Source organism: Rhizobium sp. BG4, from assembly GCF_016864575.1.
Taxonomy (GTDB): Bacteria; Pseudomonadota; Alphaproteobacteria; order Rhizobiales; family Rhizobiaceae; genus Rhizobium.
Map to the genome: position 1 here is coordinate 2,483,064 of NZ_CP044125.1, position 25,279 is coordinate 2,508,342.

Sequence of the window (25,279 nt, forward strand, 5' to 3'; positions counted from 1 at the left end):
TGCGAGAGACAGAGAAATGTAATCGCCAACGCCGGGGCAGGGCAATTTCATGACGTCGATCATCTCCTCCTTTACCAGCAGCCAGATCAAATCCCTGTCGCCGAAGACGATCCGGGAACTCTCGGCAGAGGATATTGCAGGGCTTTCGCCCGAACAGCTCAAGAACCTCAGCAAGGATCAGGTGGCGGCTCTTGAGGCCGAGGATATCCAGGCGCTCAGCTCCACCCAGCTGGGCGCGATCTCGACGAGCGCGATCGCCGGGCTGAAGCCGGAACTGCTCGCCGTGCTCGATGCGGCAAAGATCGCAAGCCTCGGCAAGGATCAGCTGGCGGCATTCAGCGCCACGCAGATTGCATCCCTTACCCCCGATCAGATCGAAGGCCTGACGGTCGACCAGATCAAGGGGCTGAGCGCCACGCAGATCGCGTCGATCGGCCCTGACGATATCATCAAGTTCACGCCTGATGAGGTCGCCGCCATCACGCCTCAGGCGATCAGCGGCCTGAAGCGCGAGACGATCGCAGCGCTGAGCGACGAGCAGATCGCCAAGCTGAGCGCCGACCAGATCAAGGCGCTGACGGCGCAGCAGATGCCAGGTTTCAGTGCTGCCCAGCTCGGCACCTTCTCGGCGGTGCAGATGGGCGCCCTGACGGCAACGCAGGTCGGCGCATTGAGCACGCTGCAGATCGTCGGCTTCAGCGGCAGCCAGATCGGCCAGCTCAGCACGGCGGCGATTGCCGGCCTCAAGGCAACGCAGATTGCGGCGATGACGGAAACGCAGCTTGAGGGCCTTAACGTGGCTCAGGCGGCCGCGTTGACGGCGGCGCAGGTGGCGGCCCTGACACCGGCAGATATCGAGAAGTTCACGCCGGACGAAATCGGTGCCATCGGTGCCAAAGTCATCGGCAGTCTGAAGCCGGAAGCCGTGGCCGCGCTCAGCGCCGAACAGATTGCCAAGCTGAGCCCTGACCAGATCAAGGGTCTGGCGTCGAAGCAGATCGTGATGTTCACGGCCGATAAGCTTGCAGGCTTCTCCCCGGCGCAGATGAGCGCGATGACGGCTGTGCAGGTCGGCGCCCTGACCAACGCACAGATCGCCGGCCTCAGCGCCGCGCAGATCGGCCAGCTCAGCACCACGGCGCTTGCCGGTCTCAAGGCGACCCAGATCACCGCGATGACGGCCGATCAGGTCTCCGGTTTCTCGGCCGCGCAGACCGCCGTCCTGACGGCTGTCCAGGTTGCCGGCTTCACCGCTGCAAACTTCGCCAAGCTGTCCGATGATGCTGTCGTGGCTATCGGTCCCAAGGCCATTAGCGGCCTGAAGGGCGAGGTGATGCCCGTCTTTAGTGATGCGGTCTTGAGCCGGTTGAGCACGGATCAGATCAAGGCGCTGACACCGAAGCAGATCGCCGGTTTCACGCCGGCCCAGATCGGATTGCTGTCCGAGACACAGATTAAGACCCTGTCGGCCGCGCAGGCGGCGGCGCTGACCACCGCGCAGATCGGCGGCCTTAGCGCCACCCAGATCGGCCAGCTGAGCAATGCCGCCTTCAGCGGCCTGAAGGCGACGCAGATCGCGGCGATGACCGGCGATCAGATCGCCGGGCTGACGGCCAGCCAGATCGGCTTTCTCACTGTCTCGCAGATCGCCGGCTTCGGTGCCGGCAACATTGCCAAGCTGAGCCCGGAGGCATTCGCCGCCATTCCTGCAAAGGTCATCGGCAGCCTGAAGGGTGAGGCGGTTGCCGCTCTCACCGATGCGCAGATTGCCAAGCTCAGCGCCGACCAGGTCAAGGGCCTGACCTCAAGGCAGATGATGAGCTTCACGCCGGAACAGCTCGGCCTGTTCTCCGAAACGCAGATGAAGGCCCTGTCGGCGGTCCAGGTCGGATCGCTGAGCAACACGCAGATTGCCGGGCTTAGTGCGGCCCAGATCGGCCAGCTCAGCAACTCGGGTATTGCCGGCCTGAAGGCAACGCAGATCGCATCGATGAGCGCGACGCAGCTCGAAGGGCTCAGCGTGGCGCAGGTCGCGGCGATGACGGCAGCGCAGATCGCCGGGCTGACGCCGGAGGATATCGCCACCTTCACGGACGACGAGATTGCGGCCATCAGCACCAAGGCTATCAGCGGCCTGACGAATGATGCGATCGCCAAGCTCAGCGAAAGCCAGATCGGCCATCTCAGCGCCGATCAGATCAAGGCTCTCACAACCAAGCAGATCGCCGCTTTCACGCCCGAGCAGTTCAGCAAGTTCACCGATACGCAGCTCAAGGGGCTGACGGCGGCGCAGGCCGGATCTCTCACCAGCGCGCAGATCGCCACGCTTTCCGCAGCCCAGATCGGCGAGCTTACCAACGTTGCCGTCAGCGGTCTGAAGGCCACGCAGATTTCGGGCATGACGGCGGATCAGGTGGCCGGCTTTACGGCGGCGCAGACCGCTGTAATGTCGGCGGCTCAGGCCGCCGGATTTACCGCGACCAATATCGTCAAGTTGGCGGACGATGCCGTCGCAGCCCTCAGCACCAAGGCCATCAGTGGCCTGAAGAATGAGGCGATTGCCAAGCTCAGCAATGATCAGGTCTCGATGCTGAGCGCAACTCAGCTCAAGGCCTTTACGGCAACGCAGATCACCGCCTTCACCGACACGCAGCTCGGCACCTTCACCGACGAGCAGATGAAGGCGCTGTCTGCAGCGCAGACCGGTTCGCTGACGGCCCCGCAGATCGGCGGGCTGTCCGGCGAGCAGATCGGAGAGCTTACCAATTCGGCCGTGACAGGTCTGAAGGCCGCGCAGATCGCCGCCATGACGCCGGCCCAGGTTGCGGGCCTGACCGCGGCTCAGCTTGCCGTCCTGACGGCAGCGCAGCTGGCCGGGTTCACCGCTATTAATGTCACCAAGCTGTCGGATGACGCAATTGCCGCGATCAGCCCCAAGGCGATCGCCGGTCTGAAGGGCGAGGCGATCGCGGCGCTCACCGACAGCCAGATCGCCAGCTTGAGCCCGGATCAGATCAAGGGCCTCAGCGCGCAGCAGATCGCGAGCTTCACGCCGTCCCAGCTCGGCAAGTTCAGCGGCGATCAGATCGCGGCGCTGTCGGGCGTTCAGGCCGGTGCCTTGACCAACGACCAGATCGCCGGTCTCTCCGCCGCCCAGATCGGCCAGTTCAGCAACGCGGCCGTTGCCGGATTGAAACCGGCGCAGATCGACGCGATGAGCGATGCGCAGCTCGAGGGCTTGAGCGTTGCTCAGGCCGGTGCGCTGACAGCCGCGCAGCTTGGTGCGATGACGGCGGCGGATCTCGCCCGGTTCACCGACGAGGAACTGGCAGCGATCAGCCCCAAGGCACTTGCCGGCCTTAAGAGCGAAGTCATCGCTGCTCTGAGCGACAGCCAGATCGGCAACCTGACGCCGGAGCAGATCGCCGGTCTGCTGCCGGCCCAGATTGCCAGCATCAAGCCTGCCCAGGTCGCCCGCTTCACCGACGAACAGATCGGCGCGCTGTCGGCGGCACAGGCCGGAGCGCTGACGGATACGCAGATCGATGGCCTGTCCGCGGGTCAGATCGGTCAGCTCAGCAATGCGGCCGTTGCCGGTCTCAAGGCATCGCAGATCACCGGCATGACGGCTGACCAGGTGGCAGGCTTCACGCCCGCCCAGGCGGCTGTGCTGACCGCGGCGCAGACGGCCGGTTTCACGGCGGCGAATATCGCCAAGCTCAGCGACGAAGCCGTGGCCGCTCTCACGCCTGCCGCGATCGCCGGCTTGCCGAATGAGGCGGTTGCCGCGCTGACCAGCAGCCAGATCGGCGAGCTCAGCACGGACCAGGTCAAGGCGGTCGCGACAAAGCAGATCCCGGGCTTTACCGCTGCGCAGATCGCCCAGTTCAGCGAGGCGCAGATCGGCGCGCTGACGGCGGCGCAGACGGGTGCGCTCACCGGAGCGCAGATCGGGGCGCTGACACCGGCGCAGATCAGCCAGCTCAGCAGCGCGGCGATTGCCGGCCTGACGGCGGCGCAAATCTCCGCAATGACGGCCGATCAGGTGGATGCTCTCGGCGCCGACAAGATCGCGCTGCTGACGGCCGCCCAGGTCGCCGGTTTCACGGCCGCCAATATCGCCAAGATGAGCGACGAGGCATTTGCCGCGATCAGCCCCAGCGCGATCGGCGGGCTCAAGCCTGAAGTGCTCGCGGGTCTCAGCGACAACGAGCTCGCTTCGCTCGGACCTGACAAGATCAAGGGACTGACCGCCCAGCAGATGGCCGGCTTTACGGCCGGGCAGCTTGGCAAGTTCACCGAGGAGCAGATCGGTGCGCTGTCGGCGGCGCAGACGGCCGGTCTGACCGAGACGCAGGTCGGCAGCCTCAGCGCGGCTCAGATCGGCCAGCTGAGCAGCGCCGCGGTTGCCGGTCTCAAGCCTTCGGTGATCGCCGCCATGTCGGCAGCGCAGCTTGAAGGTCTGAGCGCGGGCCAGACGGCGGCACTGACGGCGGCCCAGGTCGGCGCATTGAGCCCCGAGGCTATCGCCAAGTTCTCCGCCGATGAAATCGGTGCGATCAGCGCCACCGCGATCGCCGGCATGACGAATGCCACGATCGCGGCTCTCAGCACCGAGCAGGTCGCGAGCCTCAGCAAGGAGCAGATCGCCGGGCTGCAGCCTACGCAGATGCCGGGCTTCACGACGGCGCAGCTTGGCAATTTCACTGATGAGCAGATCGGTGCCCTGTCGGCAACGCAGGCCGGGGCGCTGACCAATACGCAGATATCGAGCCTCTCTGCCGCCCAGATCGGCAAGCTCAGCCCCACGGCCACGAGCGGCCTGAAGGCGAGCCAGATCACGGCAATGTCCGCCGATCAGGTCGCAGGCCTGACGGTGGCGCAGGTGGGCGCCCTGACGGCGCTCCAGGTCGCGGGTCTCACGCTTGCCAATATCGCCAAGATGAGTGACGAGGCCTTCGGTGCCATTAGCCCCCGGGCGATGATGGGCCTGAAGGACGAGATCATCGCGTCGCTGAACGACAGCCAGATCGGCAAGCTCAGCGCCGATCAGCTCAAGGCGGTCACCGCGCTGCAGATGACGCACTTCACCTCGGACCAGCTCGCCAAGTTTACCGATGCGCAGCTCGGCGCGCTGCTGCCGTCGCAGGTGGGGGCATTGACCACCGCTCAGATCACCAATCTGACGCCGGCGCAGATCGGCAAGCTCAGCGATGCCGCCATCACCGGCCTGAAGCCCAGCCAGATCGCTGCCATGACGCCTGCCCAGATCGAAGGTCTGACGCTGTCGCAGACGGCGAAGCTGACCGCCGAGCAGATCGCCGCAATGGCGCCCGAAGATGTGGCAAAGTTCGCCATCGACGAAATCTCGGCGATCAGCGTCGGCGCCATTGCCGGCCTCTCCGTCGATGACATCTCGAAGCTCGACAGCGCTCATGCAAATGCGTTCACGACGCAGCAGGTCGAGGCGATGACCAACGACCAGCTGGCGGCAGTGATCGCGGCCTACAATGCCGTCTGAGCGCTAGACAGAGCAGGGGTGCGCCAGCACCGCTGATCGCAATCGGGTCCGCAATCTTGCGGGCCCTTTTTCGTTTCCGAAGTCAGATTTCGATTCGCGGCGCGAACCGGCGATCATCGCGTGACGTCGAAACGAATTGTCGAGGATGTGAGATCGGATGGTGGGCGTGACAGGGATTGAACCTGTGACCCCTACGATGTCAACGTAGTGCTCTCCCGCTGAGCTACACGCCCATCCGATGGGCAATAAATCCGTCGCGAATTCATGCCCTTAACGGCGCGCTTGATAGCGAGCCTTTGGCGCCTTGGCAAGCGCTTATGTGATGCGGCGCGATCGAATTTGTGGATCGAGCCCGGTATTGTGCCTGGCACGCTGAAATGCGCGATATCGAACGTTCTGAGGAGCCGAGGAAGGGCCGCGGAGCTTGCTGCCGTGAGGCCGCGAAACGGAGCGGCGATCGCTGCCATCGCCAAGCCTTGCCGTGCGGCAGGCTTCTCCGCGCGACAAAGCGAACCGTTCTTCGCTTTGCGAACCGCTTCTCTAAGTCTTTGACTTTGTGGAGATTTCGGATGGTGGGCGTGACAGGGATTGAACCTGTGACCCCTACGATGTCAACGTAGTGCTCTCCCGCTGAGCTACACGCCCATCCGATGGCGGCGCATAGATCACAAAACCTTTGGGGCCGTCAATAGGCTTTTTTGAAGTTTTGTGACGCGACGCCTGGAAGCCTTATGCGGCAAGCATTTTATTCACTTCATCGACCAGGTCGCGGAGGTGGAAAGGCTTGGAGAGGACCTTGGCGTCCTTCGGGGCCTTCGAATCGGGGTTCAGCGCGACGGCTGCGAAACCGGTGATGAACATGACCTTCAGGTCCGGATCGAGTTCGGTGGCGCGGCGCGCCAGCTCGATGCCGTCCATTTCAGGCATGACGATATCGGTCAGGAGGAGTGAAAAGGGTTCTTCGCGGAGCCGGTCGTAGGCGCTTGCGCCGTTGTCGTAGGACAGAACCTTGTAGCCGGCCTTTTCGAGCGCCTTCACAAGGAAGCGGCGCATGTCATTGTCGTCTTCTGCAAGCAGTATCTTCTGAGTCATTATCCAGACCGCTGGTGAGATGAATTTTTATGGAAGGCTCCAGCCATTACACTAGTCCTTCCCCAGTAAACAACCGGTGAAGTGACGGCCCAAGGCTGTCATCCCCTGTACATAGTATGGACTTGAGGCCGGGCAACTGGCAACATAGGCCAAGTCAGCCTCGAACGACATGGTTAAGAGGGCAGAAGGTGCCGGAAATCCGCGAATACGAGCTTTTTGAGATACGTGAGCCCGTGTCGCAGACCATTCCCTTCGTTTACAATTCCCCCATAGCGGCCGTATTTATCCACCGGAATTTATCGCTCAGTCGCGTTTGCAGGGCATTTCGATCCGCCGCTCGGAGGATCATTATGTCGAAGAGCTGTTCTCGGCGGCGAGCATGCTTGGTGCGCCGCTGCTCTTCGCAAACTTCCCGCGCGCCTATCTCGACGTTAACCGTGAACCGTACGAACTCGATCCGCGGATGTTCGACGGCATGCTGCCGTCCTATGCCAACGTCAATTCGCTGCGGGTTGCCGGCGGTCTCGGGACGATCCCGCGCATCGTTGCCGAGAACATGGAGATCTACTCTCACCGGATCCCGGTCCAGGAGGGGCTCGACCGCGTCGAGAGCGTCTATAAGCCCTACCATGCGGCGCTGCGGCGGCTGATTGCGCGTACCCATGTGCAGTTCGGCTTCGGCGTGCTGATCGACTGCCACTCGATGCCGGGTAATATCCGTATCGCCGGCAGCAACCAGCGGCCGGACTTCATCATCGGCGACCGCTACGGGACGTCGGCATCGGCCGAGTTGTCGCGCACCGCGATCAGCATTTTCGAGGAAATGGGCTTCAACGCCATCCGCAACAAGCCTTATGCCGGCGGCTTCATCACCGAGCATTACGGCCGCCCCTCGCGCGGGCTGCATGCGCTGCAGATCGAGGTGAACCGTTCGATCTATGTCGATGAGGTGACGCTGGAGAAGCGGGCCGATTTCCCCGTCATCGCCAATGCGGTGACAAGCTTCATGCGGCAGATGGCGGACTACGTACAGCGTTTCGCCGACGATACGGCGCTTGCCGCAGAGTAATTCCTCCCTCCAGGTCAAAAAAAACCGCGCTCTGCAGCGCGGCTAAGTCTAGGGAGGAAACACCCAAGGAGGGTATTTACAGTCAGAAGACTGTAAGAAGAAGCTACTATTGCATTGCACAATCGTCAAGCAAAATATTGCAGTGCGAAATATTTAGGCAGATAAAGATCGATTGCCTGAAGTGTTTGCATTTTAACGCAGTTTCGCTATGAAAAGCGCCATTACCGAGGCTAGAAACGGATCCGCCATGCTCCCCGACCGCTCGTTCTTCAATCGCCTGGCGGAAGCCGCCAAGGCTGAGACTTTGCCGCGTTTCCGCTCCGGCCTCAGCGTCGTCAACAAGCTCGCCAGCGGCTTCGACCCGGTCACCGAGGGTGATCAGGCGGCAGAAGTCGCGATCCGCAAGCTGATTGAAGAGCACTATCCCGAGCATGGCATTCTCGGCGAAGAGCATGGCAGCGTCGGTCTGGATCGCGAATATGTCTGGGTGATCGATCCGATCGACGGGACCCGCGCCTTCATTTCGGGCGTTCCCGTCTGGGGCACGCTGATCGGTCTGCAGAAGAACGGCCGGGCGGTCATGGGCATGATCGAGCAGCCGTTCACCGGCGAGCGCTATTTCGCCGATGAGAACGGCGCGATCTATACGGGTCCCGAGGGCGAGCGGCGGCTTCAGGTGCGCGATTGCGGCAGCCTTTCCAACGCCATCCTGTTCACCACCTCGCCGCATCTCTTTACCGGTAGCGAGATGGACAAGTATCGCGAGATCGAAAGCCAGGTACGGCTCTTCCGTTACGGCTGCGACTGCTATGCCTATGCGCTGCTCGCGGCCGGTCATATCGATCTGGTGATCGAAAACAGCCTGAAGCCCTATGATGTCGGCGGCATCATCCCGGTCATCGAGAAAGCAGGCGGCATCATGACGACATGGGACGGCGGACGGCCGGAAAATGGCGGCTCGATCATCGCCGCCGGCAGCCGCGCCGTTTATGAGCAGGCGATCGCCATCCTGCAGCGCTAAAGGGCGCGGGCGTCAGACGCCGATTCCTTCGACCTCCTGCTCAGCCTCGGCATCGCTGCCGGGGATGAAGGCGTGGAAGGCGGCGAGCGCGGCGGCGCGATAGGCGTCGCGCTCCTGGAAGATCTCGTGACGGGCGCCGTTGATCGGTACCAGCTGTCCGGCGCGGAAATAGCGCGACAGCCGCTCCTGGGCGATATAGGGCACGACGCCATCGCGGGTGGGGGCGATCACCACCGTCGGGATAGTGATCGAGAACAGGTGGTTCGGCGTCATGACCTTGTCGATCGTCTTGAAGGATTCGACCAGCCAGCGGGCCGTCGGCGGCCCGAGCGTTAGCTCGGGGTGGTCGCGCATCATCGAAACGTTGCGCTCGAAGCGCACTTCATCCGAGGTCAGCGGATTGTCGCGGAATTCCGGCTCGCGCAACTTGCCGGTCAGCGGCATGGAGCCGAGCCCGATGGCGCAGGCCGTCGATGCCAGCCTCCTGATCGTCGAGGCGGAAGCCGCTTGGCCGATCAGGCCGATGAATGGCGCCGAAAGCACCATGCGCTCGATACGGGTGGCGAGATAGGGTGCTGCCGAAAGAGCGATCAGCGCGCCGGTCGAATGCGCCAGAATGTAGAAGGGCAGGCGGGTATCGGGCAGCACGACCTTCTCGAGGAAGATATCGAGATCGCGCTCGTAATCTGAAAAGCGGCGGACATGGCCATGCTGGCGCTTCTTGACGAGGCGCGGCGAGCCGCCCTGGCCGCGCAGATCGAAGGTCGCAACCCAGAGACCCCGGGCGGTCAGGTCGCGGATCGTCTCGAAATATTTCTCGATATATTCGTTGCGCCCCTGCAGCAGGACGACAGTGCCCTTGGCAACGGAGGCGTTGGAGCGGAAGACGGCATAGCGCAGTTTCTGACCATCGAACGTCTCGAAATAGCCTTCGGTCCGGTTGTCGGGTGCCGGATTGTCTGGTGTCGAGATGAGAACCTGATCCATAGACGTCTTTGCCATTCAGTGCTGCGCTTCGTTCAAAATTATCGCAGCGTCACGCTCAAGGGAAGCGAGTGCCTGATCATAACTGCATGATCTGTTGTTCGGAAGCTTGTCTCTGCTACCTAAGGTAGATGTTGGTCGGTTGTTCCTCTTGGTGGCGAAGGGATAACTTCAGAACGTCAGGAGGGCACTCTAATGGAGCCGACCAGTCTGCTTTTGGAATATCTGAAAGAACAATACACCCAAGCGCGTCAACATGAGACAAGACAGACGGCCGCAACTACATTTCTGACGGCTGCCGCTGGATTGCTCCTTGGGGGCGACGCGTGTGAATACTTGAAGTCCAACAATTGGGAGACGGCGCTTCTCATTTTCTTGATCGGTCTCGCCAATTGGCAGATCAATGAAGCCAACTTCAAAGGCAATCGATTTCACGCCAGGCTCGCCGGCTACACTCGAATCGAGCTTGAGAAGGCTCTCTCTCCGTGGCCAGCCGATATAGCCACGCCAACAGCACTCAGAGATCGTGCGCTCAAGGAAGTAGGAATCATAGGCAACGTCGGCGAAAAGGTCCATCAAGCAATGCGTCTGGTTCCGATCGGCGTCATGGTCATCGGCATACTCCTATTGATCTCGGCAGTATTGAATCTCTGAGAAAAAAAAGAGACCGGCGGGGCGAGAGGGATGCCCGGCGCCGGTCCATAATCGGACTGAAGAAGAAGGGACGATGCACTTCAGCCATCGGGCCAGTTTGATCACCCGACGATCCGATTCCTAAGGCAGGACGGCTGAACGCATGCCGAACCGGGCGTTCATGCGTGGTTCACGGGTGTTAACGGCAGGGCTTGAACTCGCCAAAAACCATCACCATCTGAATTCTGCAGGCGCCGGAAGGGCCTGCGAAACCGTCCCGAAGCTGCCGAATATGGGGTTTCAGGGGCATCTTTATCGCAACTCGTCGCTTCCCAAGGAGGACACCATGCGTCACGTCGATTTCTCTCCCCTCTACCGTTCCACCGTCGGTTTCGACCGTCTCTTCACGATGCTCGACAGCCTCGCTCAGCCGGATCAGGGCCAGACCTATCCGCCCTACAATATCGAGCGCACCGGTGAGAACACCTACCGTATCACCATGGCCGTCGCCGGTTTCGACGAAAGCGAGATCTCGATCGAAGCCCAGGCTCACGCTCTGAACGTCAAGGGTGAAAAGAGCGAAGACAATGCCGAAGGCAGCGAATTCCTCTATCGCGGGATCGCCAAGCGCACTTTCGAGCGCCGCTTCCAGCTGGCCGACCATGTCGAGGTCACCGCCGCTTCGCTGAAGAACGGTCTCCTGCATATCGATCTTCTTCGCAGCATTCCGGAGGCCATGAAGCCCCGCAAGATCGCGATTGCCGCCGAGCCGGTGAGCGCGCCGAAGGCGATCGAGGCTCAGGTCAACAGCTAACCAATTCCTCCCAGGAATAGGAAAAGGCAGGCGGCGCTCCGTTGGAGCGCCGCTTTTTTATTGCGCTATATCTAAGGGGATCAGGCCGGGCTTGCGGCCTGTTCGATTTCCTTGGCAGTCGCCCGCTTCTTGGCGGCGGCTGCATATTTCTGGGCGATGACGGCGCAGGCCATCAGCTGGATCTGGTGGAACAGCATGAGCGGCAGAACGATGGCGCCGATCGGCTGGCCGACGAAGATGACGTTGGCCATCGGCACGCCGCTCGCCAGACTCTTCTTGGAGCCGCAGAAGGTGATCGTGATCTCGTCGGCCTTGTTGAAGCCGAGCAGGCGGCTGCCGAACATGGTGAAGAGCAGCACGAAACCGAGCAGCAGCATATCGACGATGATGACGGCGGCGATGTCGCCGATCGAGAACTGGTGCCAGAGGCCCTCGATAACCGCCTTGCTGAAGGCTGCGTAGACGACCATCAGGATCGAGCCGCGGTCGACGGGCATCAGGATCTTCTTCTTGGAGCGGATCCAGTCGCCGATCCAGGGCTGCAGCACCTGGCCGAGCACGAAGGGCAGCAGCAGCTGCAGCATGATCTGTTCCAGCGCATCCCAGGAGAAGCCGCCATGGCCGCCGACCGAGAAGAGCAGGCCGACAAGCAGCGGCGTCAGGAACATGCCGAAGATATTCGATGCCGAAGCCGAGCAGATGGCTGCCGGAACGTTGCCGCCGGCCATCGAGGTAAAGGCGATCGACGACTGCACGGTCGAGGGCAGGACGCAGAGGAAGAGGATGCCAAGATAGAGCGGTTGCGGCAGGATCCAGTCCGGGATGAAGCCGATCGCCAGGCCGAGCAGCGGGAAGAGGGCAAAGGTGACCAGCAGGATCGCCAGATGCAGGCGCCAGTGCAGCACGCCGGCGATCACCACATCGCGCGACAGGCGGGCGCCGTGCAGGAAGAAGAGAAGGGCGATGGCGAAATCCGTTGCGATGTCGAAATAGCCTGCGAACGCGCCATTCGCAGGAAACAGCGAGGCGAGGATGACGGTGCAGACAAGCAGGATCGTGAAGGTATCGGGCAGGAAACGGCGCATGGTGGTGGTCCCGGGCAATAACAAGTTCATTGTCTTGTCATCCATTGTGATTCAGGATGCAAGGAATAACAGTTATCACGAAATGGGATCGTCATGCTTGATCTGACCCAATTGCGCAGTTTCGTTGCCGTCGAGCAGATGGGCAGCTTTACCCTTGCGGCGGAGCGGCTCGGGCTTGGACAATCGACCGTCAGCCAGCATATTCAACGGCTTGAAAGCTCGGTCGGCCGGAAGCTCTTGGCCCGCGATACGCATAAGGTGGTGCTGACAGGCGATGGCGAGGCGTTGCTGTCGCATGCCCGCGCCATGCTTTCAATCGAGGGGCAGGTGCAGTCGCTGTTTCGGGGAAACAGCCTGCGCGGCAAGCTGCGGCTCGGCGTTTCCGAGGATTTCGTGACCAGCCAGCTGCCGGCCGTGCTTGAGGATTTCGTGCGCTCGCATCCGTCCGTCGATCTCGAGCTGACCGTCGCGCTCTCGGGTGCGCTCTATGAGATGCAGGACAATGGCGAGATCGATCTGGTTCTCGCGAAGCGCAGGCTCGGCGATGCGCGCGGCAAGCTCGTCTATCGCGAGCCGCTGATTTGGCTGGCGCGCGATCCGGAGCATGTTCTGCAGCAGAGTCCACTGCCGCTGATCGCCTTTCCGGCGCCGAGTGTCACGCGCAGCATCGCGCTGGAGGCGCTGGGGCGGACGCAGGTGGCCTGGCGGATCGTCTGCACCTGCGGCAGCCTGAGCGGCCTGACGGCGGCGGCCCGCGCCGGGATGGGCGTGCTGGTCCAGCCGCGCAGCATGGCGCCGGCGGGATTGAAGGAGATCGCGCCCGGGCGGTTGCCTGTTCTCGAGGATGTGGAATTCGTGCTGGTGCCGCGCAAGGGGGCGGACCGGGCGCTGGTTTCTGCTCTGTCGGACGATATTCTCGGGAAGGTTCGCAGCCTTCGCTCCGGCGGCTGACAAGAAAAACCCCGCCGGAGCGGGGCTTCTCTTCAATCAATAGGGGCCGACGCACTGCTGGCGGGGACCGTTATAGGGCTGGAACGTGTTGTCCGATGCCCTGTAGGAGCGATAGCGGCTGTAGCACCAGCGGGTATGCGAGTTGCCGCCGTAGTAGCGCGGCTGTGTGGCAGCGCTCAGCGCACCACCGATGATCGCGCCCGCTGCGAGACCGCCGATGATCGCACCGGCATTGTTGTGGTGGTGGTGATGGTAGTAGCGGCCGCGATAGTAGCGGTTGTTGTAGTAGCGCCTGTTGTTGCCGTGCCACCCATGGCGGATCCAGCGGCGGTCGCGGACCTGTTGTACATCCGAGGCAATGCCGGGCGATGTGATGTCGGGCCTCTGGATTGCCATGACCGGGAAGGCCTGAGCGGGGGCGATGCCTGTAAAACCGGTTACAAGCGAGACGAGTACGATTGCGAGCTTTTTCATGATTTTTCACCTTTCGCCTGTAAAGTCCTGAGGCGAGGGTAAAGTTCCGCAACACTTTGCTTTTGTTTGTATCTTCACGCAAAAGTTAACGCCCTGCTTACTATTTTAAGCAGGTCTCAACCCTGTCGCTTAGGCGTTTGGTCAGATTTCGGTTCGTAATTTAGCACCAGGTAAAGGTCGTCGTTCGGGGCAAGGGAGAACGGACCGATGATTTATGGTGCAGTGTTCATATCCGGGCTGGTTGCCTGCGTGATGATGATCGTGGTGATCGGCCACGAAGCAGAAAAGGCGGATCAGGGAGCGCCCCAATCCGCCGTCTTCGGGCATCAGAATTGATGCTGTCTTATGCCGCCAGGCATTTCAGGAAGCCGTCGACATCGGCTTCCGTCGTCGCGAAGCTGGTCACCAGGCGGATCAGCGTTTCGTTGTCGCCAACAAGTTCCGGCATGGAAACCGGGATCGGCCATTCATAAAATTTCGCGCCGCGGCTTTCGGCCGTCTTTGCAGCACTCTTGGTGATCACCGCGAAGACCTCGTTCGATGCCGTCGGCCAGGCAAGGCGGGCAGAGTTGCTGGCGCCGATGCCGGCGCGCAGGTGATCGGCCATCCCATTCGAATGGCGGGCGAGGCCAAGCCAGAGCTCTTCCTCAAAATAGGCATCGAACTGCGCGGCAATGAAGCGCGACTTGGAGAAGAGCTGGGCGGCGCGCTTGCGGATGAACGGCATTTCCTTTGCCTGATCCGGATCGAAGAAGACGATTGCCTCCGCACACCAGCAGCCGTTCTTGGTGCCGCCGAAAGAGAGAATGTCGACGCCGCGCTTCCAGGTCATTTCGGCGGGTGTGGCGCCAAGCGCCACGAGCGCATTGGCAAAACGGGCGCCATCCATATGCAGCGGCAGATTGCGCTTCCTGGCGATCGAGGAAATCTCGCCGATCTCCGGCAGCGAATAGACGGTGCCGATCTCGGTCGCCTGGGTGATGGTGACGGCGCTGGCGCGGCCGTGATGCACGGCGTCCTCAGGGTAACCGGCGATCTTTGCCGAAAGTTGCGCGGGATCGATCTTTCCGAACTCGCCGCTGACGGCAACGAGGCGCGAGGCGTTGGAAAAGAACTCCGGGGCGCCGCATTCATCTTCGATCACATGGGCTTCCGAATGGCAGAAGGTGATGCCGCCGGGGCGCTGGACACTGGCAAGCGACAGCGAATTGGCAGCTGTGCCGGTCGAGACGAAGAAGACGGCGACATCGCGCTCGAAGACTTCGGAAAAGCGGGCCTGGACCTTTTTGTCGAGGTCGCTGTTGCCATAGGCGGCGGCAAAGCCGGTGGAAGCGGAAAGCAGGCGCTGGGCAATGGCTTCGTGAGCGCCGGCCCAGTTATCGGATGCGAAGAACATGAGGAAACCGTTTATCAAATGAAAAGGCGGGGCAAATCCCGGCAGGGACATTACGCCATTGCGGTGAGCGATCAAGGCGCCATTGCAGTGAGCGACAAGGGGCCGCTGGCCGATCCATCACGAAATCTGATTTCGGCAATCAACAAACAAAATAATGCAAAACTGTGTAATTTTATTGCGTACCAAAAATACAGATTGTAATTTTCATTCGGAAGTTCATGTTTTTTTAATTTGATGGTCTTGCGGGTGCCCCAGCCTTCTGTCATAGAACTAGTGAATTAGGGCAGGGTTGCTGTCCTATTTTGGCCTTTATGGCCGAAGAGGCGCCGAGAGTCCTGACGTTTTCAGGCTTTCACGTTATAGTCGCCAGGAGCGCGGGCAATCGGCCCAAGCGGAGGCGGCTGGCAGGCGCGGAGCGCGGCGGATCGCTTTTGGCGGACGCATGCGGCCGGATCTTCACAATGCAACAGCGCTGTCACGCGCCGAACCTAAGATCGGGGACGGTGCATGACGAAAGGCCGCCCGCAGTCCCCGCGGGCTTTGACAGGAGCGAAGACGATGACGAAGAAGACGCCATCCACGAGTTTTGACCAGATTGCTGCAGCCGATGCGCGCGCAACGGCCAAAACGCGCAAATTCGCTTCCGGTCTGCCTGCCAAGCAGGGCCTCTACGATCCGCGCAACGAGCATGATGCCTGCGGCGTCGGCTTCGTTGCCCATATGAAGGGCCAGAAGTCGCATCAGATCGTCAAGGACGGTCTCTTCATTCTCGAGAACCTGACGCATCGCGGTGCCGTCGGCGCCGATCCGCTGATGGGCGATGGCGCCGGCATTCTCGTGCAGATCCCCGACCGCTTCTTCCGCGAGGAGATGGCGAAGCAGGGCATTACCCTGCCGAAGTTCGGCGAGTATGGCATGGGCCATATCTTCATGCCGCGCGACGAGAAGCAGATCGAGCATTTCAAGAAGGTCATCAAGGACGTCATCGTCGAAGAAGGCCAGGTCTTCCTCGGCTTCCGCGATGTGCCCGTCGATAACTCCTCGCTCTCCAAGGCGCCCGAGATCGCCGCCACCGAGCCGCATCACGTTCAGGTCTTCATCGGCGCTGGTAAGGATGCCGCGACCAACGACGAGTTCGAGCGCCGCCTCTTCACGCTCCGCAAGGTGATCTCCAACCGTATCTATGACGAGTTCGACGGCGAGGAGAGCAACTTCTATCCGGTGTCGCTGTCATCGGCGACCGTCGTCTACAAGGGCATGTTCCTGGCCTATCAGGTCGGTGACTACTACAAGGACCTGGCGGACCCGCGCTTCGAATCCGCGGTCGCCCTGGTGCACCAGCGCTTCTCGACCAACACCTTCCCGTCCTGGAAGCTGGCGCATCCGTACCGCATGGTCGCCCATAACGGCGAAATCAACACGCTGCGCGGCAACGTCAACTGGATGGCGGCGCGTCAGGCTTCGGTTTCCTCGCCGCTCTTCGGTGAGGATATCTCCAAGCTCTGGCCGATCTCCTATGAGGGGCAGTCGGATACGGCCTGTTTCGATAACGCGCTCGAATTCCTCGTGCGCGGCGGCTACTCCATGGCGCATGCCGTGATGATGCTGATCCCGGAAGCCTGGGCCGGCAACCAGTCGATGGCTGCCGAACGCAAGGCATTCTACGAATATCACGCCGCTCTTATGGAGCCGTGGGATGGCCCGGCAGCCGTTGCCTTCACCGACGGCAAGCAGATCGGCGCGACGCTCGACCGTAACGGCCTGCGTCCGGCCCGCTATCTCGTCACCAACGACGACCGCATCATCCTGGCCTCGGAAGCTGGCACGCTGCCGGTTGCCGAAGAGGATATCGTCCAGAAGTGGCGCCTGCAGCCGGGCAAGATGCTGCTGATCGACATGGAAAAGGGCCGCATCATCTCTGACGAAGAGGTGAAGTCCGAGCTTGCGACCAAGCATCCCTATCGCAGCTGGCTCGATCGCACCCAGCTCATCCTCGAAGACCTGAAGCCGGTCGAGCCCCGTGCGCTTCGTCGCGACGTGTCGCTGCTGAACCGCCAGCAGGCCTTCGGCTACACGACCGAAGACACCCGCATCCTGATGTCGCCGATGGCGACGACGGGCCAGGAAGCCGTCGGCTCGATGGGCACGGATACGCCGATTTCGGCAATGTCCGAGAAGTCGAAGCTGCTCTACACCTATTTCAAGCAGAACTTCGCGCAGGTCACCAACCCGCCGATCGATCCGATCCGCGAAGAGCTGGTCATGAGCCTCGTGTCGTTCATCGGCCCGCGTCCGAACCTGCTTGACCATACCGGCATGGCGAATGCCAAGCGTCTGGAAGTGCGCCAGCCGATCCTGACCAATGGCGATCTCGAAAAGATCCGCTCGATCGGCCACACGGAAGACCGCTTCGACACCAAGACGCTCGACTTCACCTATGATGTCGAGCGCGGCGCCGAAGGCATGCCCGAGATGCTCGATCGCCTCTGTGAGCGCGCCGAAGCTGCGGTCAAGGGCGGCTACAACATCATCGTTCTCTCGGACCGCCAGCTCGGCCCGGACCGCATCGCCATCCCGGCGCTGCTGGCGACTGCTGCCGTCCACCATCACCTGATCCGCAAGGGTCTGCGCACGTCCGTCGGCATCGTCGTCGAAACCGGCGAGCCACGCGAAGTGCATCACTTCTGCCTGTTGGCCGGCTACGGCGCCGAAGCGATCAACCCGTATCTCGCCTTCGACACGCTGCTCGACATGCATGCCAAGGGCGAATTCCCGAAGGAAGTCGACGCCTCGGAAGTCGTCTACCGCTATATCAAGGCTGTCGGTAAGGGCATCCTGAAGGTCATGTCCAAGATGGGCATCTCGACCTATCAGTCCTATTGCGGCGCGCAGATCTTCGATGCGATCGGCCTGCAGCAGGAACTGGTCGACAAGTATTTCTTCGGCACGGCAACGATGATCGAAGGTGTCGATCTCGCGGCGATCGCCGAGGAAACCGTTGCCCGTCACAATTCCGCTTTCGGCAAGGATCCGCTGCTCGCCACGACCCTCGATATCGGCGGCGAATATGCCTACCGCATGCGCGGCGAAAGCCACGCCTGGACGCCGGATGCTGTTGCGACCCTGCAGCACGCCGTTCGCGGCAATGCCGAGGACCGCTACCGTGAATTCGCCGAGATGGTGAACACCTCGGCGCTGCGCATGAACACGATCCGCGGCCTCTTCAACATCAAGAGTGCCGAGCAGCTCGGCCGCAAGCCGGTCTCCATCGATGAGGTCGAGGCTGCTGCCGATATCGTCAAGCGCTTCTCGACGGGCGCCATGTCCTTCGGCTCGATCAGCCGTGAGGCGCATACGACGCTGGCAATCGCCATGAACAGGATCGGCGGCAAGTCGAACACCGGCGAAGGCGGCGAAGAGAGCGACCGCTACATGCCGCTGCCGGATGGTTCGTCCAACCCGGAACGCTCGGCGATCAAGCAGATCGCGTCGGGACGCTTTGGTGTGACCACCGAGTATCTCGTCAACGCCGACATGCTGCAGATCAAGGTCGCGCAGGGTGCGAAGCCCGGCGAAGGTGGTCAGCTGCCTGGCCACAAGGTCGATGCGACCGTCGCCAAGACCCGTCACTCGACGCCTGGCGTCGGCCTGATTTCGCCGCCGCCGCACCACGATATCTACTCGATCGAAGATCTGGCGCAGCTGATCTACGACCTGAAGAACGTCAACCCGACGTCGGATGTCTCGGTCAAGCTCGTCTCGGAAGTCGGCGTCGGCACGGTTGCTGCAGGTGTTGCCAAGGCGCGCGCCGACCATATCACGGTCTCCGGCTTCGACGGCGGTACCGGCGCATCGCCGCTGACCTCGCTGAAGCATGCCGGGTCGCCGTGGGAAATCGGCCTTGCCGAGACGCAGCAGACGCTGGTGCTGAACGGCCTTCGTTCGCGCATCGCGCTGCAGGTCGATGGCGGCCTGAAGACCGGCCGCGACGTTATCATCGGCGCGCTGCTCGGTGCTGACGAATTCGGCTTCGCGACGGCTCCGCTGATCGCGGCAGGCTGCATCATGATGCGCAAGTGCCACCTGAACACCTGTCCGGTGGGCGTTGCGACGCAGGATCCGGTCCTGCGCAAGCGCTTCAAGGGCACGGCAGAGCACGTCATCAACTACTTCTTCTTCGTCGCCAACGAAGTGCGCGAAATCCTGGCGTCCCTCGGCTTCACCAAGCTCGATGACATCATCGGCGCTTCGGAGCTGCTCGAGAAGGACGAGATGCTGGCGCACTGGAAGGCCAAGGGTCTCGATTTCAGCCGCATCTTCCACAAGGTCGAAGCTGACAAGGAAGCGACCTACTGGACGACCCGCCAGAAGCATCCGATCGACGACATTCTCGACCGCAAGATGATCGAGCAGGCGCAGCCGGCTCTTACGTCGAAGACCCCGGTTGCCTTCGAAGTCGACATCAAGAACGTCGACCGTTCGGCCGGTGCCATGCTGTCGGGTGAGGTGGCCAAGCGCTACAATCACCGCGGCCTGAAGGAAGACACGATCAACGTTACCCTCAAGGGTACGGCTGGCCAGAGCTTCGGCGCGTTCCTTGCCCGCGGCGTCACCTTCAACCTGATCGGCGACGGCAACGACTATGTCGGCAAGGGTCTCTCGGGCGGCAAGATCATCGTTCGTCCGCCTGAGAATTCGAAGATCGTCGCCGAAGACTCGATCATCGTTGGCAACACCGTTCTCTACGGCGCGACCGAAGGCGAGTGCTACTTCCGCGGTGTCGCGGGCGAGCGCTTCGCGGTTCGTAACTCCGGCGCCATCGCTGTCGTCGAAGGCGTGGGCGACCACGGCTGCGAATACATGACGGGCGGCGTGGTCGTCGTGCTCGGCGCAACGGGCCGCAACTTCGCGGCTGGCATGTCCGGCGGTGTGGCCTACGTTCTCGACGAGAGCGGCGACTTCGCCAAGCGCTGCAACATGGCCATGGTCGAACTCGAGCCGGTTCCGGAAGAGGACGACATGATGGAGAAGCTGCATCATCACGGCGGCGATCTGGCGCACAAGGGACGTGTCGACGTCTCCGGCGACATGACGCGTCACGACGAGGAGCGCCTCTACCAGCTGATCTCCAACCATCTGCACTACACGGGCTCCACCCGCGCCAAGCAGATCCTGGACGCCTGGGCCGACTACCGCCCGAAATTCCGCAAGGTCATGCCGGTCGAGTACCGCCGTGCGCTTGAGGAAATGGAGCGCGCCCGGATGGGGATTGCTGCCGAATAACTTGCAGAGAAGTCCGCCGTGCCGGTGCATGGCGGATGACCGGACTATCTTCAAATGACCCGCGCCGATCGGCGGCAGCATCCTGCTGCTGGTCCGCGCGGATGGATCTCAGGGGATAAGTGCTGATGACGGTCGAAAGAAGCAACCTGCCTCCGAAGTTGAGGCTGATGATGGACAACTGGCCGCAGGCGAGGCGGTCATGAGTGTAAGGGACGAAAATATGGGTAAGGTTACAGGCTTTCTGGAAATCGACCGGCAGGTTGCGAAGTATCAGCCGGCGTCCGATCGTATCCGGCATTTCCGCGAATTCACGATCCCGATGTCGGACCCGGAAGTGCAGAAGCAGGCTGCCCGCTGCATGGACTGTGGCATCCCCTATTGCCACGGTCCGACCGGCTGCCCGGTGCATAACCAGATCCCTGACTGGAACGACCTCGTCTACAACAACAACTGGGAAGCAGCGATCCAGAACCTGCATTCCACCAACAACTTCCCGGAGTTCACCGGCCGCGTCTGCCCGGCGCCCTGCGAGGAAGCCTGCACGCTGAACCTCGAAGATACGCCGGTCGCGATCAAGACGGTCGAACAGGCGATTGCCGACAAGGCCTATGAGCTCGGCTTCATCCGGCCGCAGCCGGCGACGGTTCATACCGGCAAGAAGGTTGCGATCATCGGCTCCGGTCCTGCCGGCATGGCGGCTGCCCAGCAGCTCGGCCGCGCCGGTCACGAGGTTCACCTCTACGAGCGCGAGTCGAAGCCCGGCGGCCTGCTGCGCTACGGTATTCCTGACTTCAAGATGGAGAAGAACTTCATCGATCGCCGCGTCGAGCAGATGAAGGGCGAAGGCGTGACCTTCCACTGTGGCGTCAATGTCGGCGTCGATGTGAAGATGGAGCAGCTGCTCGCCGATTACGACGCCGTTCTTTATTGCGGCGGTTCGGAAACGCCGCGTGAGGCAGGCATTCCGGGCACGGATTTCGCCGGCGTTCACGATGCGATGCCTTACCTCGTGCAGCAGAACAAGCGCGTCGGCCGCGAGAATATCGACAGCGTCGGCTGGCAGGCAGATCCGATCCTCGCCGGTGCCAAGCACGTCGTCGTCGTCGGTGGTGGCGATACCGCGTCGGACTGCGTCGGCACGGCTTTCCGTCAGGGCGCCGTGAAGGTCACCCAGCTCGACATCCGCCCGCAGCCGCCGGAGAAGGAAGACAAGCTCGCCGTCTGGCCGTTCTGGGCCACGAAGATGCGTACCTCCTCCTCGCAGGCCGAAGGCGCGGTGCGCGAGTTTCAGGTCGCGACCCTGGAGTTCATCGGCGAAGACGGCCAGCTCACCGGCGTCAAGTGCTGCGAAGTCGATGAGCGCCGCAAGCCGGTTCCCGGCACGGAGTTCATCATCAAGGCCGATCTCGCTTTCATCGCGATCGGCTTCCGCGGCCCGTTCACCGATAGCGTGCTGAAGGATCTCGACGGCAAGCTGACGCTCAATACCGACCGCCGCGGCTCGACCAACGTCGTTGCCAACGACAGCGACTACAAGACCTCGGTCGACAAGCTCTGGACCGCTGGCGACGTGCGCCGCGGTCAGTCGCTGGTCGTCTGGGCGATCCGGGAAGGCCGCCAGGCCGCCCGCGCCATCGACGAAGCGCTGATGGGTTCGACGGTTCTGCCGCGCTAATCTGCCGGTCCGTCCGGTTTCAGACGAGCCGCTTGCGAGACATCGCAGGCGGCTTATCTATGCCTGCCATGACCTACTCGTTTCGAAAAGCCGTGCCTGAGGATGCCGCCAATGTTGCGGCTCTGGCGATCCAGGTCTGGCTGCATACCTATGCGAAGACAGGCATTCGCCGGGCGATTGCCGACTACGTCCTGCAGCAGTTCACCGAGGAAAACTTCAGGCGCCAGATCGCCTCGGATCCGCAATATTTCATCCTCTGCGAAAGCAAAGGCCATCTCGTCGGCTATCTGCGGCTGGATTTCGAGGCGCCATGCCCTGATGAGCCCGATATCGATACCGAGATCGTCACGCTCTATATTCAGGAGCATTTTCTAGGGAAGGGTCTTGGCGCGAAGCTCCTGGAAGAGGCGGACCGCGTGCTGTCAGCGCGCGGCAAGCGTCATGCCTGGCTTGGGGTCAACCATCAGAACCTCCCGGCAATCCGCTTCTATCAGAAACAGGGGCTTCGGCGGGGCGGCTCGACCTATTTCGAGTTCGAGGGAGAGCAGCACGAGAATTTCATCTACATCCGCTCTGCCGGTTAGCCGTTACTTCGCCGAAACCTGCTTCGGCTCCTTTGCTGGAAGGCGGTAGTCGTCGACGCGCCCGGCGGGAGCCTCTTCGACCATGCCGTCCTGCACCAGCATGTCGCGCGGCGACTTGGTGAGCGAGACCGGCGGCGCCTTGGCGCCGAGCAGTTCGGAGCCGCCGTCGAGATTGGGATCGGAGAGGCTGATGGGCTGCGTATGCGGCACGTTCGGCTCCGGCAGGCCGAGGCTCGGCAGGTTGCTGGTGTCGAGGCGCACGAGGTCCGGGCTCGCCTGCGTGCCGAGGATGCGGCGGGCGGGCTTTTCGACATAGAAGGCGACCTTGCGGCGGCCGGCCTGCGTCAGGTTGATACCGTCGGAGGTGCGCAGGCGCACCTGCTGGCCGTTGATATCGGAACCGGTGACGATGAACTGGCCGCCCTCGTCGACGAAGCCGTCCCAGATGTCGACGAACTCGCCGCCGACGCTTTCCACCTGCTTGCGGTAGAGCTGGTTCATCTGCACCGCGTCCGAGGTCATCGAATCGGAACCGAAGGCGGGAAGGCCGACCCAAAGCAGCGGGATCTTGCGGTTGGTCACTTCCTTGCCGAAATTCAACACGCGCTTCTGATATTCGGCATACCAGGCCTCGGTGCGGAATTTCTCCTTGTCGCCGTTGATCGCCATCTGCTGGCGGTCGTTGGCGCCGATCATGACGACGACGATGGCGGGCTTCACCTCGTCCATCATCTTCAGGAGCTGCTCGGGCCAATTGTAATAATCGTCGCGCACCAGGCCGGAGGAGACGTTGCCGCGCGCATCGATGACGACGCCCGGCGAGGTCTTGAACGCATCGGTCATGCCATCGCCGAGGCCGCTGGCCAGGAAGTCGCCGACGATCAGGATCTTCTGGGCGTTTTCGAGCTTCTGAACCGTCTCCTCTTGCGGAACGACAGGTGCGGGCTTCGGCGCGGATGTTACCGCCTTCGGCTTGGCCGGAGGGCGCTTGCGCTGCGGGCGGGGGCGCTCCACATCCGGCGGCGGCGGATAGTCGTCGACATAGGTGCGGCGGCCGAAGAAGAAATCGAGAATCGAGCGGCGCTCGTAGCGCTCCTGCGCATCGGCGAAATGAACGGGCGCCGTCACGCCGAAAGACAGGGCCAACAGCGCGATCGTCGCCGTCCGCCAGCCGGATTTACGCTTGTTGCCCTGTGGTCGCATGGTCATGTCCCGCATCTCGCGGCATTTTCGCATGGAGTGGGCGCGAGCGTCCACTCCGGATAGGATTTATGTCGCGAAATCTTGCCGTCTAGCGGCGCAGCGCGTTGAGCAGCGGAAGCGAGGGCTCGCCGTCGGCCTGCATGCCCAAGCGCTCCTGCACGGCCGAGATGGCGGCCTTCGAGCCGGAGCCGAAATTGCCGTCGACTTCGCCGTTGTAATAGCCGAGCGTCTTCAGGCGCGTCTGCAGCTCGAATTTTTCCTTCACATCGAGCGTGCCGTCCGGGCGCGGCCAGCGCTGCTTCATGCCGCCATAGCCGGCGATCTCGTCGGCGAGCAGGCCAACGGCAAGCGCGTAGCTGTCGGAGGCGTTGTACTTCTTGATGGTGAAGAAGTTGGAGGTCATCAGGAAGCCAGGGCCACCAGCGCCGCCCGGCATCTTCAGGATCGCCTTGGTGCCGGCGTCCTTGAAGCTCTTGCCGTTCGGACGCGTCAGACCCATCGCCGCCCACTGCGCCAGCGTGTGGGTCTTGCCCGCCTGCTTGGCGGCAGAGGCCGGAACCGAAACTTCGTAGCCCCAGGTCTTGCCGGTCTGCCAGCCGTTCTTGGCAAGCAGGTTGGCCGATGTCGCCAGCGCATCGGGAACCGAATTCCAGATGTCGCGATGGCCGTTGCCGTCGGCATCGACCGCGTAGAGCAGGTAGCTGGTCGGAATGAACTGCGTGTGGCCCATGGCGCCGGCCCAGGAGCCGGTCATGCCATCGGCGGAGATGTCGCCGTTCTGCAGAATCTTGAGGGCTGCGATCAGCTGCTTCTTGGCGAATTTCGCCCGGCGCTCGTCGGCATAGGCCAGCGTCGCAAGGGCGCGCGGCACGTAATGCAGGCGATCGTCCTTTTCGAGAACGGCGCCGTAATTCGATTCCATCGACCAGATCGCCAGGATGATCGTCTTGTCGACGCCGAAATGGCGCTCGATGGCGTTCAGAGTCGAGGCGTGCTTTGCGGCCATTTTGCGGCCGATCTCGACCGTATAGGGGTTCACGCGGGAATCCACATAGTCCCAAATCTTGGTTGTGAATTCCGGCTGAAAGGCCGCCTTTTCAAGGACTGTAGGGTCGGGTTCGCTCACCCCGGCGAAAGCTTTCCGGTAGGTTGCCTTGCTGATGCCATTTTGCGCGGCAGTTTGATAAAAATCCGCGATCCACTTCTGGAACCGCTGGTCGGCAGCCGCGTTATGGGGTGCCAAACCGGCGGACGCGGTCACAACGAGGGCGAGGGCAAGACCACGAAGGGAGTATTTGTGATTTTTGGTCATCGGCAGTCCGTATCCGTCATCTCTGTTACAAGTGCGGCGGAGGGGCATTCCGTCCGGACCCGAGACTACCGGAACGAAGTCAACAAATTCTTTACCATGACAACGTCTTCCCGTCATCATTTGTAAAACAGTAGCGAATTTAGCTTAATTCACCCCAAATAGCTTGAGTTCAAAGCGATAAA

At 61.9% G+C, this 25,279-nt stretch carries 17 protein-coding genes, 2 tRNA genes and 1 pseudogene; 11 read left to right on the plus strand and 9 right to left on the minus strand.

Features of this window, described 5'->3' with window-relative positions; translation table 11 throughout:
- The first annotated feature begins 49 nt into the window (after positions 1-49).
- Entirely contained in the window at positions 50-5,521 is a 5,472-nt protein-coding gene (locus tag F2982_RS12615; RefSeq protein WP_203428025.1) for a hypothetical protein, read from the plus strand.
- A gap of 158 nt (positions 5,522-5,679) precedes the next feature.
- Here F2982_RS12615 and F2982_RS12620 read toward each other — a convergent pair.
- The 3 genes from F2982_RS12620 to cpdR1 form a co-directional block, all read right to left on the minus strand.
- Positions 5,680-5,754 (minus strand) — tRNA-Val (locus F2982_RS12620).
- Positions 5,755-6,091: 337 nt separating this feature from the next.
- Positions 6,092-6,166, minus strand: a tRNA-Val gene (locus F2982_RS12625).
- 84 nt (positions 6,167-6,250) lie between these two features.
- Positions 6,251-6,613: a response regulator CpdR1 gene (cpdR1, locus tag F2982_RS12630; protein WP_003542883.1), complete on the minus strand. Its 363-nt coding sequence runs from the start codon at positions 6,611-6,613 to the stop codon at positions 6,251-6,253.
- 188 nt (positions 6,614-6,801) lie between these two features.
- On the opposite strand from cpdR1, the pseudogene F2982_RS12635 reads away from it, so the two are divergent.
- Positions 6,802-7,682 (plus strand): annotated as a pseudogene (locus F2982_RS12635) (N-formylglutamate amidohydrolase).
- Positions 7,683-7,929: 247 nt separating this feature from the next.
- Positions 7,930-8,703 (plus strand): histidinol-phosphatase, encoded by a 774-nt coding sequence (gene hisN, locus F2982_RS12640; protein ID WP_203430062.1) that lies wholly within the window; start codon positions 7,930-7,932, stop codon positions 8,701-8,703.
- Between the two features lie 12 nt (positions 8,704-8,715).
- Here the strand turns inward: hisN and F2982_RS12645 are convergent, their stop codons facing one another.
- Positions 8,716-9,690 (minus strand): alpha/beta hydrolase, encoded by a 975-nt coding sequence (locus F2982_RS12645; RefSeq protein WP_112719964.1) that lies wholly within the window; start codon positions 9,688-9,690, stop codon positions 8,716-8,718.
- Positions 9,691-9,882: 192 nt separating this feature from the next.
- Between F2982_RS12645 and F2982_RS12650 the strand changes: the two genes are divergently transcribed.
- Both F2982_RS12650 and F2982_RS12655 read left to right on the plus strand, forming a co-directional pair.
- A complete protein-coding gene (locus F2982_RS12650; protein ID WP_203428026.1) occupies positions 9,883-10,341 on the plus strand; it encodes a hypothetical protein in 459 nt (152 codons plus the stop codon).
- A gap of 325 nt (positions 10,342-10,666) precedes the next feature.
- Entirely contained in the window at positions 10,667-11,134 is a 468-nt protein-coding gene (locus tag F2982_RS12655) for an Hsp20 family protein (protein WP_203428027.1), read from the plus strand.
- Between the two features lie 80 nt (positions 11,135-11,214).
- Here F2982_RS12655 and F2982_RS12660 read toward each other — a convergent pair whose 3' ends face one another.
- Positions 11,215-12,264 carry a bile acid:sodium symporter family protein gene (locus tag F2982_RS12660; RefSeq protein ID WP_112719959.1) on the minus strand — a complete coding sequence of 350 codons (1,050 nt, stop codon included), beginning with the start codon at positions 12,262-12,264 and terminating at the stop codon, positions 11,215-11,217.
- Positions 12,265-12,312: 48 nt separating this feature from the next.
- On the opposite strand from F2982_RS12660, the gene F2982_RS12665 reads away from it, so the two are divergent.
- Entirely contained in the window at positions 12,313-13,170 is an 858-nt protein-coding gene (locus F2982_RS12665; protein ID WP_112719958.1) for a LysR substrate-binding domain-containing protein, read from the plus strand.
- A gap of 36 nt (positions 13,171-13,206) precedes the next feature.
- On the opposite strand, the gene F2982_RS12670 is transcribed toward F2982_RS12665, so the two are convergent.
- Entirely contained in the window at positions 13,207-13,644 is a 438-nt protein-coding gene (locus tag F2982_RS12670) for a BA14K family protein (protein WP_199629003.1), read from the minus strand.
- A gap of 207 nt (positions 13,645-13,851) precedes the next feature.
- Between F2982_RS12670 and F2982_RS32025 the strand changes: the two genes are divergently transcribed.
- On the plus strand, positions 13,852-13,980 hold the full coding sequence (locus tag F2982_RS32025) for a hypothetical protein (RefSeq protein WP_281438203.1): 129 nt from the start codon (positions 13,852-13,854) through the stop codon (positions 13,978-13,980).
- A gap of 7 nt (positions 13,981-13,987) precedes the next feature.
- On the opposite strand, the gene F2982_RS12675 is transcribed toward F2982_RS32025, so the two are convergent.
- Positions 13,988-15,040: a low specificity L-threonine aldolase gene (locus F2982_RS12675; RefSeq protein WP_199629004.1), complete on the minus strand. Its 1,053-nt coding sequence runs from the start codon at positions 15,038-15,040 to the stop codon at positions 13,988-13,990.
- A gap of 18 nt (positions 15,041-15,058) precedes the next feature.
- On the opposite strand from F2982_RS12675, the gene F2982_RS12680 reads away from it, so the two are divergent.
- The 4 genes from F2982_RS12680 to F2982_RS12695 all read left to right on the plus strand — a co-directional run bounded on the left by F2982_RS12680 (position 15,059) and on the right by F2982_RS12695 (position 22,582).
- Entirely contained in the window at positions 15,059-15,241 is a 183-nt protein-coding gene (locus F2982_RS12680; RefSeq protein ID WP_148194694.1) for a hypothetical protein, read from the plus strand.
- Positions 15,242-15,598: 357 nt separating this feature from the next.
- The gene (gltB, locus tag F2982_RS12685; RefSeq protein ID WP_203428028.1) at positions 15,599-20,323 is read left to right on the plus strand and encodes a glutamate synthase large subunit; all 4,725 of its coding nucleotides are present in this window, start codon (positions 15,599-15,601) and stop codon (positions 20,321-20,323) included.
- A 220-nt stretch (positions 20,324-20,543) separates the two neighbouring features.
- Positions 20,544-21,998, plus strand: coding sequence for a glutamate synthase subunit beta (locus F2982_RS12690; RefSeq protein ID WP_112719954.1), 1,455 nt, complete (start codon positions 20,544-20,546; stop codon positions 21,996-21,998).
- Between the two features lie 59 nt (positions 21,999-22,057).
- Positions 22,058-22,582, plus strand: a complete 525-nt coding sequence (locus F2982_RS12695) for a GNAT family N-acetyltransferase (RefSeq protein WP_203428029.1) — start codon at positions 22,058-22,060, stop codon at positions 22,580-22,582.
- Positions 22,583-22,585: 3 nt separating this feature from the next.
- On the opposite strand, the gene F2982_RS12700 is transcribed toward F2982_RS12695, so the two are convergent.
- Positions 22,586-23,785 carry a DUF459 domain-containing protein gene (locus F2982_RS12700; protein ID WP_203430063.1) on the minus strand — a complete coding sequence of 400 codons (1,200 nt, stop codon included), beginning with the start codon at positions 23,783-23,785 and terminating at the stop codon, positions 22,586-22,588.
- Between the two features lie 88 nt (positions 23,786-23,873).
- Positions 23,874-25,097, minus strand: a complete 1,224-nt coding sequence (locus tag F2982_RS12705) for a lytic murein transglycosylase (RefSeq protein ID WP_203428030.1) — start codon at positions 25,095-25,097, stop codon at positions 23,874-23,876.
- Positions 25,098-25,279 lie beyond the last annotated feature (182 nt).